The organism is Pseudomonas sp. App30, assembly GCF_047947025.1.
Taxonomy (GTDB): Bacteria; Pseudomonadota; Gammaproteobacteria; order Pseudomonadales; family Pseudomonadaceae; genus Aquipseudomonas.
This window is the reverse complement of sequence record NZ_CP133165.1, coordinates 2,382,612-2,396,747: the sequence shown is the minus strand read 5'-3', so window position 1 is coordinate 2,396,747 and position 14,136 is coordinate 2,382,612. Positions and strand designations below refer to the sequence as shown.

Sequence of the window (14,136 nt, the reverse complement as noted above, 5' to 3'; positions counted from 1 at the left end):
CACCACAGCCCTGCCACGCCAGCCAGGGCCTACCTAAACAGTAATCCTTTTCACCTGTCCCGAACATGAATGCGTGTACCGCCCGGCATACGCACATGGGCGCGGTTTATGCAGCAAAAGCCGCTATTGGGAAAGGTCCTACGCACTAACCGGAAACGACTGATTTTTTACACCTGAACGATTGGTTTCTGATTGGGAAACCATCCAGGTGAATGAACAGGACCTCCCATGCCCCGCGACACCCTCAGCCCCACCTTGCCCATCCAGGCCCGTCCGGTGCTCTGCCTGCTGCTGGCCGTGGCCGCGCTCAGCTTCATTGCCGGGCTGCTGCTGGCCCATGGCCTGGTGCTGGAGGCCAACTGGCCCACCTACAACGACATCGTCAACAACCTCGACCAGCCCGGCGCCTGGCTGCGCTGGGGGATCGGCGACATCAGCGAGTTCGCCTTCTACAAACACGAGTTCGCCGCCATCGGCCTGCTGGCCGGCGCCGGCCTGGCCTGGTGGGCCAACAGCACCGGCAAGCGCTGGCAGGGCTTCGCCATCGCCTACGGCAGCGGCCTGTGGCCCTGGCTGGTGACCAGTTCGCTGCTGAGCCTGGTGCTGAGCAACCTCTTGTGGGGCTGGACCCTGGACGCCGACACCTGGCAGCCCACTTTCGTCGCCTTCGTCTCCGTACCCGCCGCCCTGGTGCTGATGCATGGCCCCGGCTGGCGCATCACCGTCACCGGTGCAGTGTTCGGCGCGTTGCTGGTCACCCCGGCCAGTCTGGCGCTGGTCAACTACGTCTGCGTGCCGTGGAAAATTCCGGCAGTGGTGGGAGCAGTGTCCGGCATGGCGCTGGCCAGTATCGTCGCGTTCCTGCTGTGCAAATGGTTCCCGGCCCTGGTCAAGCCCGGCAGCGTGGCAGCCGTCACTGTGCCCTCCGCGCCTGCGCAAAAACACGGCTTGGTCTGGGGCCTGCGCCGCGTGCTCGCCGACTTCTCCGAAGCGCCGTTCTTTGGCAACGAACTGGCCAGCCTCGGCCTGCTCGGCGGCGTGCTGCTGGCCTGGTGGCTCAACCCCGCCAGCCCGGTCTACGGCACAGGCCTGCTGCTGCCGATTCTCATCGGCCAGGCGCTGAGCTCGGCCATCGGCATCTACCTGTGGCGCGGGCATTGGATGGCCAAGGGCTGGTACCCCACCTACATCCCCATCGTCTCTGTGGTGCCTGCCGCGGTGCTTACCCACGGCGGCAGCGCGCTGGTGGTGGCGCTGAGCGCCGTGCTCGGTGCCCTGGTGGCAGCGCCGTTGGCGGACGGGCTGGCGCAGAAGTTGCCTCGGTGGGTACATCCCTATGTGGCCAATGTCGTGTCCATGGCCATTAGCACGCTGCTGATCGTGCCGTTTATTGGGTTGCTGATTGTGGCGAGTGCTTGTACGCAGGGGTATTTGTGAAGCCCTTTCAAGCAATGAATAGAGCAACGCTTGACGACATCCTTCGCCGAGTACATGCGCAAACGGGCCTGGCCAGGCGGGCATTCGAAACGCTGAGCCTTGCGACCTCTTTTGCGGCCGACCTGGGCATCGACGGCGACGACGCCAATGAACTGGTACCGATGTTGTTTCATGACTACGGCGTGAACGTGGATGGCTACGACCCTTGTCGATATTTTGCGGGTGAAGGGTTCGATTGGTTTTGGTTCAGCAGGGATAAAAATCGCCGCGGCAACCAGCCGCTGACGATCGGCATGTTGCTGTCCGCGATCGAAAATGGGAAGTGGGATACGGAGTTGCTCGAAGGCCGTGTCTGGAGCGCCGAGCCGCTGTACAGGGTGGGGGACGTGTTACCCGTGGCGGGTTATGCAATTCGTCCGTAGCCGCTGCCGAAGGCTGCGCTGGCCCTTCACTGCGTAGCTTTTTCAAATGGAAAAGATATGGAGCTGCAATCCGAGCAGGTAATCGGAAGGCATAACAGCACCTGCACCCAAGGCTACCTGTAAGCGGCTTTCCCTCTGCCGTGGTGCGGTACCGGCCGCCTAAGGTCCCGATGGCATCGCCATACCGACCACAAGGACCGTCACCATGAGAGAGTACATCGTGCTACGCCGCGAAGCCCCCCAAGGCCGCACCGGCTTCGCCAGCCTGGCCAGCAAGGGCGCCGAACCCGCCGAGCCCAGCCTGTCCCTTGAACGCATACCCGCCCACGCCCTGGCCGAGCTCAACGCCGAGCCCGACGTGGCCCTGGTTGCACCGAAAATGCCGACCCGGCTGATCGCCCCCCAAAACTCCCGGGCCACCCGCCACAAGCCCTGCTGGGGCGCCGAAGCAGTAGGGGCCACCGCCAGCCAGTACACCGGTGCTGGCGTCAGCGTGGCCGTGCTCGACACCGGCATCGACGCCACGCATCCAGCCTTCGCCGGCCTGGAGTTGCTGGAAAAGGACTTCAGCGGCGACGGCAACGGGGACGTCCAAGGGCATGGCACCCATTGCGCCGGCACGATTTTTGGCAGCGGCCTGGGCGAACGCATCGGCGTCGCCCCAGGCGTCAGCCGCGCCTTGATCGGCAAAGTGCTCGCCAACGACGGCAGCGGCAGCTCGGAAATGGTCTTCGACGGCTTGCTGTGGGCGCTGGACCAACGCGCCGACATCGTCTCCCTGTCCCTGGGGTTCGACTTCACCGGCATGGTCAAGACCCTGGCGGGCAACGGCTGGCCGGTGCAACTAGCGACCTCCAACGCGCTGGAAACCTACCGCGCCAACCTGCGCATGTTCGACGCCCTCATGGCCATGACCAAGGCCCGCGCCGCCTTCGGCAGCAGCACCCTGGTCATCGCCGCCGCCGGCAATGAAAGCCGCCGCCAAACCGACCCGGAATACCGCATCGCCGCCTCCCTGCCGGCCGCCGCCGACGACGTGCTGTCCGTCGCCGCCATCGGCCGTGACGGCGCGTACTACAGCGTCGCCGACTTCTCCAATTGCTTCGCCACCCTCTGCGCCCCCGGCGTCGACATCACCTCCGCCTGGCCCGGCGGCGGCCTCAAGACCCTGAGCGGCACCAGCATGGCCTGCCCATACGTGGCAGGCGTGGCAGCGCTGTGGTGGGAGGCGATCGCGGCCACGGGGAAGAAGGCCAATGCGCGCAACGTACGTGCCAAGCTGGTGGGGACTGCGCAGGTAAGCCGGTTCGAGAAGCTGGATGAGGTGGATGTGGGGCAGGGGGTAGTGGTGGCGCCTTGAAACGGGCCCGTAGCCGCTGCCGAACTGGCTTTTCGTGTAGAGGCAGAATGTCGGTTTAACTGACCGCAACTTGCGTCGCGACGGGCACAGGAAAAGGTGAATGACTTAGCCTTCAACCATCGCCCGTCTCGAACTTGCTTCGGCTGTGGAATACACAATACCCAAAGATGGCGCTGTAGAACGCAACCGCCTGCACGCTCTCATTCAACCGGTAGGGGTGAGGGATAAACATCAGTCCACACCCTCCCATGCAAGCCAGCAATCCCGTCCACTTCCTGAAGGTGCGACGCCGAACACACTGGTTGACGATGAGGAACGTGCCCAGCGCGATGGTCATCTCCAGCAGAAAACTCACCCGCTTTTTCCTGATGGGATGATGATTGAGCGTTGGCTACGCTGTGGGCCGATTCCACCGCTAACCTCGAGGCTCACAGCCACGATGATATCCCCGGCGTGGTAGGTGGGCAGCTTCGAAAACACGCCATTTCGCGTTGCGGTTCCAGTCATGGCCCCTATAAAAGCGCTCGCAGTGAGCGCGCTCGATAACGCGCCCAACGCTGTGTCGATGCTCAGGGCAACACTGGCACGCTGGCCGTTCAAACGATCACCTTGCTCGCGGGTCAATGGCCGAGAGATGGCGAGCACGATTGTGCAGCTGCGCTGCTTTGCCTGCATGTGGTAGTAGCTGTCAGTAACGAAGCGCACGACCTCCTGGCGCGCGGCTGGCGCCCAGGGTAACCGGATGACGTGCAACTGGCCGCGATTATGCTCAGTCACTACGTAGCGATTCACATCAAACACCATCCCGTGATGGCCCGTATGTTGAAAGCTGGCTTGGGATCGCATGGCTCGTTTCCCGTTGAGGTCGGGCGAGTTTGCGCATCAGGGGGAGGCGCGGCAACTGATGAAGTGTGACTGTGGGTGTCCGGGCGAGGGCAGCTACGCCGAACTCTCGCAAAGTCTGGGAGTGTTTTGTAGAGCGACCACCACCCCATCTGTAGCAGCGGCCGCAAGGCCGCGTCAGGGAGCTCCCCACCTTACTGCCTAACCCCACAAACGATTCCACACAAAGCTGAATCCCATGGGGGCGGGGTTAGTTTGGTCGGGGTCTAGCTTGCGAAGGGCGTGGGATTCCAGGTGCCGGCCGATGAGTCGGCCTAGGTCTCGGGCCGAGAACCAGATTTGCGATTCTAGCCAGAGGACGTGGAGCGGGCGGTTGTGGCGGGTGAAGACGATTGGTGTGTGAGGAGTGTCGCTGGATTGGTGCACTCGTTCGCTGCTGGGCCTTCGATGGCCTCCGGTTTCGTGGGTTGGCATGTCCATTTACCTCTACTTGATAGCTTTCTTAGGGCTAGGTGTCGGGGGTTAAGAAACCTCAAGTAGAAGGCCGGACGTATTCCCCTTGCGGGTCTTGTATTAGTCCACCCCCGACATAGCAGAGCTTTTGAGACGTGCAGCCGGGGGCCGCGGGCACAAAATGCCGCATTTTCGGGAGCGGGTTGGCCGCTACTTGAGGCGTTTCTTAGGCGCGAAACCAGGGTAAATGTTGTATCTGTCGGGCACAATCATACCGGTGTACGAGCTTTCCGAAAGTTGTTGCGGGACGTAACAGTCAGCTGTATTCAGTAGATATCAAGGTTGTCGATTGTCTTGACTGAATTTGAGCTGTGGAAGGGTAATGGTTGTCCGGAGAAGCCCACGTTTGACTATATATCACCATGCGAGCTTAGAGGGGTGATCGTTTCGAGGCCTGATTCTAGTCACTTTTGGTTAAAGCTCAAGAGGCCCGTGCGCTCGTAATGCTGCGTATCAAAAGGGACTGTCAGATATTTTGTGTACGAGCCGGTAACGGCCTGCCGTCAGGCAGGCCGTGCTCTTACCAGGTCGGCCTGATAAACCGATCACCGTACAGAATCGCGAATTGATTCATCGCACTCTTCCAATCCTGAGCCGCATTGCCCCAGTTTGCCGTGATATTTCGCAATCCCAGCCAGATAAGCTTCGTCGCCGCCTCGTCCGTAGGGAAGTGGCTTCGTGTCTTGATAATCTTGCGCAGCTGGGAGTTTATGCTCTCGATGGCGTTGGTGGTGTAGATCACCTTCCGTATGGCTGGTGGGAACACGAAGAACGGGATGACCCGGTCCCACGCCCGCCGCCAGGCTGCAACCACGGTGGGGTGTTGCTTGCCCCAAGGGCCGGCTTCAAAGTCGTTCAGCGCCTGCTCAGCTACCTCGGCGTTCAGCGCCTGGTAGATGGGTTTGAGCGCCTTGGTCAACTCGCGTCGCTTGTCCCAGGCCACGTAATCCAGGCTGTTGCGGATCAAGTGGACGATGCAGGTCTGCAGCGTCGTCTGCGGATAAACCGCCGCCAGCGCTTCTGGCATGCCCTTGAGCCCGTCGGTGACGGCGATCAGCACATCTTCCACGCCCCGCGTCTTGAGGTCGTTGAAGACCTTCATCCAGAACTTGGCGCCCTCGGTCGTCTCGATCCAGATACCCAGGATATCGCGGGTTCCGTCAGGCAAAACACCCAGCGCAAGGTAGACCGCCTTGTTGCGAACCAGTCCTTCTTCGCGGATTTTGACCCGCAGCGCATCGAAGAAAATAACCGGGTACATAGGCTCCAGGGGCCGCTGTTGCCACGCACCGATCTCAGCCATCACCTCGTCGGTTACCGAGCTGATGAAGTCAGGCGAAACGTCCGTGCCGTATTGCTCGGAGAGAAACGCACGGATTTCCCTGACCGTCATGCCACGGGCATACATGGCGATGATCTTGTCGTCGAAACCGGTGTAACGGCGCTCGTGCTTGGGAATCAGAATGGGGGCGAAAGTGCCGTCCCGGTCGCGCGGGATTTCCAGTCGGATGGGCCCATCACCGGTCAAGACCGTCTTGCCGGTTTTGCCGTTACGGTGATTGGTTTCATCCTCTGGGCGCTGCGCGCCCGGCGGATAGCCCAAGTGATGGCCGAGTTCGGCACTCAAAGCTCGTTCAATCAGGGCCTTCTTGAACGCCGCAGAGGCATCCTCGATAGCTTCGGCCGTCATTGGCCCGTCAGCGAACTGCTCCAGCAGCTCTTTCGGGATTTTTGGTAGCTCGCGGAGCGGGGTTTTCTTTTTGGTTGGCATGCATGCACCTCTTACTCATGTTATGCCCGAACACAAAATTTCTGACACTCCCTATCAAAAAGTGTTTGAGATGAGTGCTGTCGTACATGCTGGAAATTAAAAAAGCCCCTTGCAGGGGGCTTTTTTAAGTTGGATTGGGTTGTAAGGTGGAAATCAATCCCAGCTCAACGCCCCACCAGTCTGATACTCAATAACCCGAGTCTCAAAGAAGTTCTTCTCCTTCTTCAAGTCCATGATCTCGCTCATCCAAGGGAACGGGTTAGTAGTCCCTGGGTACTCTTCCTTCAAGCCAATCTGCGACAGGCGACGGTTGGCGATGAACTTCAGGTAGTCTTCCATCATCGCCGCGTTCATGCCCAGCACGCCGCGAGGCATGGTGTCACGCGCGTATTCGATTTCCAGCTGGGTGCCCTGCAGAATCATCTGCGAAGCTTCTTCCTTCAGCTCGGCGTCCCACAGGTGCGGGTTTTCGATCTTGATCTGGTTGATCACGTCGATACCGAAGTTCAGGTGCATCGACTCGTCGCGCAGGATGTACTGGAACTGTTCGGCGACGCCGGTCATCTTGTTGCGGCGGCCCATGGACAGGATCTGGGTGAAGCCGCAGTAGAAGAAGATGCCTTCCAGTACGCAGTAGTAGGCGATCAGGTTGCGCAGCAGTTCCTTGTCGGTCTCTGGGGTGCCGGTGTTGAATTCCGGGTCAGAGATGGCGCGGGTGTACTTCAGGCCCCAGGCTGCCTTTTTGGCGACCGACGGGATCTCGTGGTACATGTTGAAGATTTCGCCTTCGTCCATGCCCAGCGATTCGATGCAGTACTGGTAGGCGTGGGTGTGGATCGCCTCTTCGAAGGCCTGGCGCAGGATGTACTGGCGGCACTCCGGGTTGGTGATCAGGCGGTACACGGCCAGGGCCAGGTTGTTGGCTACCAGGGAGTCGGCGGTGCTGAAGAAGCCCAGGTTGCGCATGACGATGCGGCGCTCGTCGTCGGTCAGGCCTTCCGGGTTACGCCAGGTGGCGATGTCGGCGGTCATGTTGACTTCTTGCGGCATCCAGTGGTTTGCGCAGCCGTCCAGGTACTTCTGCCAGGCCCAGTCGTACTTGAACGGTACGAGTTGGTTGAGGTCGGCGCGGCAGTTGATCATGCGCTTTTCGTCAACGGCGACGCGGGCGGCGGAGCCTTCCAGCTCGGCCAGGCCTTCGGCGACGTCGAGCTTGTCGAGGGCGGCCTTGGCGCGGGCTACGGCGGCGGAGTCGTTGGCGGTGACGGCGCGGGCTTCCTGGGCAGCACCGGCACCGGCGCTGTCGAGTTTGTCCATGGCTGCTTCAGCGGCGTGGCCGGCGTTGGCGCCTTTGGCGGGTTGTTCGCCGTCTTCTTTGTCGAATTCGTCCCAGCTCAGCATGGTGATGAAGGCTCCTGCTTGGGTCTGCCCGCGGGCGACCGGATGGATTTTAAGATGAGGTTGCCATTGGCCGTTTAGCGCACGAAGGCTGGACGGCTGGCATTGCTAAATTGTTCGGATTGCCCGGCCGCTACGTTTCGTGGCGACCGCTGCGCATGATCGGAATCAGCAGTGACGCTTGCGGTGAACGGCGGGGTTGAGGCCGAAGTCAGGTATGCAAGTCGTCATGGTTTTTGCCCTGTGTTGGGGGACGCGATTATACGGAATATTGCAGCGTCCGTGTTCATCGTGGCGCAATCAATTCGCTATTTTGGATAGGGCGTCATGGAGCCCTTTGTTTGCAAACGGGTTTTGCCTGAGTAGGCAAGCGAATCGCGTATGTGGTGTTGCTGTGCGTTTGCAGGCACTAAATATAGTGTTTTGGCGGCGGAATCGCAAGGCGGATTTCGGGGTGTTTCCGGGGTGTGTGGCTGTGTGTCGCGGTTGGGTTTTACGTGGGTATGGGTGGCTTCTTCCCGGGCAGGGCCTGGTCCCACGGGGTTGTTTTTCGTCTGTAGGGGAGATGCGCGTCTGAATGGGCCAGCGCAGCCTGGCGGCAGCGGCTACCGAGCGATCGGTAAACCGATGCATCGAGCAAGGATTTCCCTGAGCAGGGAGTAATCACAGTGGACTGCGGCAATGTTTGCCTGCACCCACTCAGCAGCGTCGACCTCCCACCAGGTGATTTCGTAGCCGGCATTCACGATGATGTGTTCGAAGAGAATTCGCTGCGTTCTTCCGTTGCCTTCACGGAAAGGATGAACCATGTTCAGGTCTCCGAATATCTCGGCGCATGCGCTAATGAATTCGGGCAATGGAAGGCCTTCGTACCACCGGGCTTTGGCAGATTGGGCGAGCAGTTTTTCGCCTTCTGGGACCACTCTGTCGGCTCTGCAAAATCGAGTAGTGTCCTTTGATATGTCTACATTCCGAATTTCACCTGCCCAATCGTAAAGGTCGCAGAAAAGCCGACGATGGATTTGTCTTAGGTAGGTGAGGTCGTAAGGAGGGAGGCAGAATTCGATTTGGCTGGCCGCGATATCGGAAAGCTCGCGCTCCGCCTGGTCCAGTTCAGCCTCGCATCGAATATTCAGCTTGTTGCGCAGGATGTGAGTGCCTGGGTAGCAGTACGGGTCTTGCCCTACACCGTACTTGTCGACCATCAGTCAGCTTTCTTGCGATAGCGGTTGATGACGGATTCGCGGGTGGGAAGGGGGCGCTCGGCATCCTCCCGCGTAACGTCAAAACCTTCCAGGCGAAGGCTGGCCGTGTAGTTGGAGCGACGAACTTTGGCGTAATAGGCTTTCTTGGCTTGAAAAGACAGGGTTTCCATAACGCCTCCTGGAACTGTAGATGTGGGTATTGTAGCGGAAACGGCCGTACGAGATGTTACGCAGAGCGCGATGCTGGCTGCAGGCAGGCACAAAAAAGCCAACCCGAAGGTTGGCCTTTTCGTGCTGCTAGCTAAGCCTTATTGGCAAGCTTCGCAATCCGGCTCGTCAATCGCGCAAGCCTTAGGCACTGGCGCTGGACCCGCTGCCTGTACAGGCGCGCTGTCACCACCGCTCGACACGGCGTTCAGCTTGCCGGTGTTGATGGTCGACTTCTCGGTGCTGGTCGCGGCCAGGGCACGGAGGTAGTAGGTGGTTTTCAGGCCACGGTACCAGGCCATGCGGTAGGTCACGTCCAGTTTCTTGCCCGAGGCGCCGGCGATGTACAGGTTCAGCGACTGAGCCTGGTCGATCCACTTCTGGCGACGGCTGGCGGCGTCGACGATCCACTTGGTTTCCACTTCGAAGGCGGTCGCGTAGAGGTCTTTGAGCTCTTGCGGGATGCGCTCGATCTGCTGCACGGAACCGTCGTAGTACTTCAGGTCGTTGATCATGACCGCGTCCCACAGGCCGCGGGCCTTCAGGTCGCGTACCAGGTACGGGTTGATCACGGTGAATTCGCCCGACAGGTTCGATTTCACGTACAGGTTCTGGTAGGTCGGTTCGATCGACTGCGACACGCCAGTGATGTTGGCGATGGTGGCGGTCGGTGCGATGGCCATGATGTTCGAGTTACGAATGCCTTTCTGCACGCGGGCACGGACCGGGGCCCAGTCCAGCGATTCGTTCAGGTCGACGTCGATGTACTTCTGGCCACGCGCTTCGATCAGGATCTGTTGCGAGTCCAGTGGCAGGATGCCCTTGGACCACAGCGAACCCTGGAAGGTCTCGTAGGCGCCGCGCTCGTCGGCCAGGTCGCAGGAAGCCTGGATGGCGAAGTAGCTCACCGCTTCCATGGACTTGTCGGCGAACTCGACGGCAGCGTCGGAACCGTACGGGATGTGCTGCAGGTACAGCGCGTCCTGGAAGCCCATGATGCCCAGGCCGACTGGACGGTGCTTGAAGTTCGAGTTCTTGGCCTGTGGCACCGAGTAGTAGTTGATGTCGATAACGTTATCGAGCATGCGGACTGCGGTGTTCACGGTGCGCTGCAGCTTGGCGGTGTCCAGCTTGCCGTCGACGATGTGGTTCGGCAGGTTGATGGAGCCCAGGTTGCAGACGGCGATCTCGTCCTTGTTGGTGTTCAGGGTGATCTCGGTGCACAGGTTCGAGCTGTGGACCACGCCCACGTGCTGCTGCGGCGAACGCAGGTTGCATGGGTCCTTGAAGGTCAACCATGGGTGGCCGGTCTCGAACAGCATCGACAGCATCTTGCGCCACAGGTCTTTGGCCTGGATGGTCTTGAACACCTTGATCTTGTTGTACTCGGTCAGGGCTTCGTAGTACTCGTAGCGCTCTTCGAAGGCCTTGCCGGTCAGGTCGTGCAGGTCTGGCACTTCGTTCGGCGAGAACAGGGTCCACTTGCCGTCATCGAAGACGCGCTTCATGAACAGGTCAGGGATCCAGTTGGCGGTGTTCATGTCGTGGGTACGACGACGGTCATCACCGGTGTTCTTGCGCAGTTCGATGAACTCTTCGATGTCCAGGTGCCAGGTTTCCAGGTAGGCACAGACAGCGCCCTTGCGCTTGCCACCCTGGTTCACGGCCACGGCGGTGTCGTTCACCACTTTCAGGAACGGCACCACGCCCTGGGACTTGCCGTTGGTGCCCTTGATGTACGAACCCAGCGCACGGACCGGAGTCCAGTCGTTGCCCAGGCCGCCCGCGAATTTGGACAGCATGGCGTTGTCGTGGATGGCGTGGTAGATGCCCGACAGGTCATCCGGCACGGTGGTCAGGTAGCAGCTGGACAGCTGTGGACGCAGGGTACCGGCGTTGAACAGGGTCGGGGTCGAGGCCATGTAGTCGAAGGACGACAGCAGGTTGTAGAACTCGATCGCGCGGTCTTCGCGTTGCTTCTCTTCGATCGCCAGGCCCATGGCCACGCGCATGAAGAAGATCTGCGGCAGTTCGAAACGCACGCCATCCTTGTGGATGAAGTAACGGTCGTACAGGGTTTGCAGGCCCAGGTAGGTGAACTGCTGGTCGCGCTCGTGGTTGATGGCGTTGCCCAGTTTCACCAGGTCGAACTCGGCCAGTACCGGGTTCAGCAGTTCGAACTCGATGCCTTTTGCCACGTAGGCAGGCAGCGCCTTGGCGTACAGGTCGACCATCTCGTGGTGGGTGGCGCTGTCGGCCACTTCCAGGAAGCCCAGGCCTTCGGCGCGCAGGGTGTCCATCAGCAGGCGGGCGGTCACGAACGAATAGTTCGGCTCGCGCTCTACCAGGGTACGGGCGGTCATCACCAGGGCGGTGTTGACGTCCTTCAGGGCCACGCCGTCGTACAGGTTCTTCAGTGTTTCGCGCTGGATCAGGTCGCCGTCGACTTCGGCCAGGCCTTCGCACGCTTCGGTGATGATGGTGTTCAGGCGGCCCATGTCCAGCGGCGCCAGGGAGCCGTCGGCCAGGGTGATGCGGATGCTTGGGTGGGCATCGACCGGGGCTTCGGCGGTGGTGCGCACGGCGCGTTCTTTCGAGCGGGCGTCACGGTAGATGACGTAGTCGCGGGCCACTTTCTGCTCGCCGGCACGCATCAGGGCCAGTTCGACCTGGTCCTGGATTTCCTCGATGTGGATGGTGCCGCCCGAAGGCATGCGACGCTTGAAGGTAGCGGTGACTTGTTCGGTCAGGCGCGCCACGGTGTCGTGGATGCGCGACGAGGCAGCAGCGGTGCCGCCTTCAACTGCGAGGAATGCCTTGGTGATGGCGACGGTGATCTTGTCGTCGGTGTAGGCGACGACGGTGCCGTTGCGCTTGATCACGCGCAGTTGGCCCGGCGCGGTGGCGTTCAGGTCCAGGTTGGACTCTGTAGCCTGGGGCGCCTTGCCCGCTGGGTTCTCGCGAGTTGTGTCGGTCTGCATCGGTTTCTCCATGAGGAAAAGTCTTGACTCGCAAACGGAAAAATCCAGCAATCGACCCTGGGTCGTGCTGGATCCGTTCGGGAGTGTTAAAGAGCAAAAATGTACGGTTTCAAGAAAAAAAAATTGGTAGAACGGGCTTGAGATTAGCGTAAAAAATGTGGTTGGCAATGCGCCAAAAACCCAACATGTAGTGGTTCGGCGAGCAATCGATACAAGATAAGGCCCCTCCGGCAACTTTGCAACACGCTAGGGTTGTGGATAACTTGTGAGTAATTTGTGGGAGAACCTGCGTAGCCCATGTAGGCCGCGTCCCACACCCTTGGGACCATTTGTCCGGCTTTTTTTAGCCCCGAAAATGGCGCCCGGTTTTTTGCGGGCGCGCACCCTAACACAAAAAAACACAGCCACCGACACGTTTTTGGCATGCTGTTGTTTCAAGCGCTCGACGGCTCCCCGCAGCGCCCTTTGGAGTCCCGATGAACCACGACTGGACCACTGGTCCCTACGCCGCTTTCCTACAGGGCCTGTTGCCCATGGACGACCCACGGCCGGCGCAGCCCCTGCACCAGGCCCTGCAGGCGGCCGAGCTGGATGCGGCACTTTTACGCATCTATGGGCAGCCGCTGTTCGATGAGCAGAAGCCGGTGTTGGTTTCCCAATGGTCGAAGTATTTTTTCATGCATTGGTGGCCGGCCATCCTGGTGACGCAGCTGGTGCATGGCTGGTACCTGCCGCTGCAACTGGACCAGCTGGGGCTGGTGCTCAACGAGCGTGGCTTGCCGCTGGCAGTGAAGCTGCTGGAAGAGGGCGAGCCGGGCGAGGCCGATGAGTCGCTGGAGCCGGTGGTGCAGGCCAGCCTGCGGCCGTTCATCGAGCGCCTGAGTGCCTATGGCGAGGTGCCGACCGCGGTGCTGTGGGGCAACGCCGGCGATTACCTGGAGCAGGCCACGGTGCGCCTGCAGGCGCTGGGCGTGGCGGTGGGGCCGGCGCTGGCGCTGCTGCATTCGCGCAAGGCGGCGGATGGCCGTGGCAACCCTTTATATGAGCCGGTGCGCTACCTGCCCGATGGCAAGCGCCAGCGGCGCAGTTGCTGCCTGGCGTACAAGGTTGGTTGGGTGGGGCATTGCGAGCATTGCCCGTTGGTTGGCCCGTAGCCGCTGCCGAAGGCTGCGCTGGCCCTGCGCCTCGCTGAAGATCTCCAGGGTTCACACGGCCCGGCGCAGCCTGGCGGCAGCAGCTACGGGATCGGTGTCAGGCTTGTATCGCCACCAGGCTCAGCAGGTGATCGTTCTCCAGCCCGAACTGCCCTTCGATCTCGCGTCCATGGCACCACTGCGCTGACAGGTCCGTCAGCAGGCGCATGCGCACCCTGCCGGCGGCGTCCCACCCCAGCACCTCGGCATGCTCGAAATAGAAGCGCTGGCCGACGATGGGGTAGAGCGCCTTGAACAGGCTTTCCTTGATGGAAAACGTCAGGGTCACGGTCAGTGACAGCTGGGCCGGGTCCATGCGCGCCAGCTCGCCTGGGGTGAGGATTTCCCCCGCCAGGCGCGCGGCGCGGTCGTCGCCCAGCAGGGTTTCCATGTCCAGGCCCAGGCCTTGCCAAACGCCGCTGCGGGCGACGACGGCGCCGGCCCAGCCGGTGCCGTGGGTGATGGAGCCGCTGATGCCGGCTGGCCAGATGGGCGCGCGGTCCTCGCCGATGGCGGGCACGTGATCGATGTCGGCCAACTGCTGCAGGGCGCTGCGGGCGCACAGGCGGCCGGCGAGGAATTCGGCCTGGCGCTTGGCGACCGAGCGCTGGATGTTGGCGGGCGGCTGGATGCCGGCGCGGACGAAATCGTCGGCGGCCAGGGCCTTGGGATCGAAGCGGTTGCTGGCCAACACCACGCCGGGGAGGGCAAAGGGCAGGGGCCAGTGGGCGTGGGGGGCGGTGCAGCAGGCGATGGGCGCGTTCATGGCGGTAGTTTGCCATAAATGTTTACCGCGCAGGTTCGGC

12 protein-coding genes and 1 pseudogene are annotated in these 14,136 nt (G+C 61.1%); 4 read left to right on the top strand and 9 right to left on the bottom strand.

Going from position 1 to position 14,136, the window contains the following annotated elements; all coding sequences use genetic code 11:
- Positions 1–228: 228 nt before the first annotated feature.
- The 3 genes from RAM80_RS11020 to RAM80_RS11010 all read left to right on the top strand — a co-directional run bounded on the left by RAM80_RS11020 (position 229) and on the right by RAM80_RS11010 (position 3,219).
- A complete protein-coding gene (locus RAM80_RS11020; RefSeq protein ID WP_416426449.1) occupies positions 229–1,437 on the top strand; it encodes a hypothetical protein in 1,209 nt (402 codons plus the stop codon).
- Entirely contained in the window at positions 1,434–1,859 is a 426-nt protein-coding gene (locus tag RAM80_RS11015) for a DUF1493 family protein (protein ID WP_416426447.1), read from the top strand. The genes RAM80_RS11020 and RAM80_RS11015 overlap by 4 nt, the downstream gene beginning before the upstream one ends.
- Positions 1,860–2,064: 205 nt before the next feature.
- Complete coding sequence (locus RAM80_RS11010) at positions 2,065–3,219, top strand: S8 family peptidase (RefSeq protein ID WP_416426446.1); 1,155 nt, start codon at positions 2,065–2,067, stop codon at positions 3,217–3,219.
- 112 nt (positions 3,220–3,331) lie between these two features.
- Here the strand turns inward: RAM80_RS11010 and RAM80_RS11005 are convergent, their stop codons facing one another.
- The 8 genes and pseudogenes from RAM80_RS11005 to RAM80_RS10970 all read right to left on the bottom strand — a co-directional run bounded on the left by RAM80_RS11005 (position 3,332) and on the right by RAM80_RS10970 (position 12,137).
- Positions 3,332–3,574, bottom strand: coding sequence for a hypothetical protein (locus RAM80_RS11005; protein ID WP_416426445.1), 243 nt, complete (start codon positions 3,572–3,574; stop codon positions 3,332–3,334).
- Positions 3,571–4,065: a hypothetical protein gene (locus RAM80_RS11000; RefSeq protein WP_416426444.1), complete on the bottom strand. Its 495-nt coding sequence runs from the start codon at positions 4,063–4,065 to the stop codon at positions 3,571–3,573. The genes RAM80_RS11005 and RAM80_RS11000 overlap by 4 nt, the downstream gene beginning before the upstream one ends.
- Before the next feature lie 252 nt (positions 4,066–4,317).
- Positions 4,318–4,542, bottom strand: a pseudogene (locus RAM80_RS10995) (phage antirepressor protein); the annotation flags it as partial.
- Between the two features lie 553 nt (positions 4,543–5,095).
- The gene (locus RAM80_RS10990) at positions 5,096–6,346 is read right to left on the bottom strand and encodes an IS256 family transposase (RefSeq protein WP_416421961.1); all 1,251 of its coding nucleotides are present in this window, start codon (positions 6,344–6,346) and stop codon (positions 5,096–5,098) included.
- A 153-nt stretch (positions 6,347–6,499) separates the two neighbouring features.
- Complete coding sequence (locus RAM80_RS10985; RefSeq protein WP_416426443.1) at positions 6,500–7,747, bottom strand: ribonucleotide-diphosphate reductase subunit beta; 1,248 nt, start codon at positions 7,745–7,747, stop codon at positions 6,500–6,502.
- A 602-nt stretch (positions 7,748–8,349) separates the two neighbouring features.
- Positions 8,350–8,949, bottom strand: coding sequence for a putative adenosine monophosphate-protein transferase Fic (locus tag RAM80_RS10980; protein ID WP_416426441.1), 600 nt, complete (start codon positions 8,947–8,949; stop codon positions 8,350–8,352).
- Positions 8,949–9,119, bottom strand: coding sequence for a YhfG family protein (locus RAM80_RS10975; RefSeq protein ID WP_416426439.1), 171 nt, complete (start codon positions 9,117–9,119; stop codon positions 8,949–8,951). The genes RAM80_RS10980 and RAM80_RS10975 overlap by 1 nt, the downstream gene beginning before the upstream one ends.
- Positions 9,120–9,257: 138 nt before the next feature.
- Entirely contained in the window at positions 9,258–12,137 is a 2,880-nt protein-coding gene (locus tag RAM80_RS10970; protein WP_416426438.1) for a ribonucleoside-diphosphate reductase subunit alpha, read from the bottom strand.
- A 476-nt stretch (positions 12,138–12,613) separates the two neighbouring features.
- On the opposite strand from RAM80_RS10970, the gene fhuF reads away from it, so the two are divergent.
- The gene (gene fhuF / locus RAM80_RS10965; protein ID WP_416426436.1) at positions 12,614–13,291 is read left to right on the top strand and encodes a siderophore-iron reductase FhuF; all 678 of its coding nucleotides are present in this window, start codon (positions 12,614–12,616) and stop codon (positions 13,289–13,291) included.
- A 97-nt stretch (positions 13,292–13,388) separates the two neighbouring features.
- Here fhuF and RAM80_RS10960 read toward each other — a convergent pair whose 3' ends face one another.
- Complete coding sequence (locus RAM80_RS10960) at positions 13,389–14,096, bottom strand: 4'-phosphopantetheinyl transferase family protein (RefSeq protein WP_416426435.1); 708 nt, start codon at positions 14,094–14,096, stop codon at positions 13,389–13,391.
- Positions 14,097–14,136 lie beyond the last annotated feature (40 nt).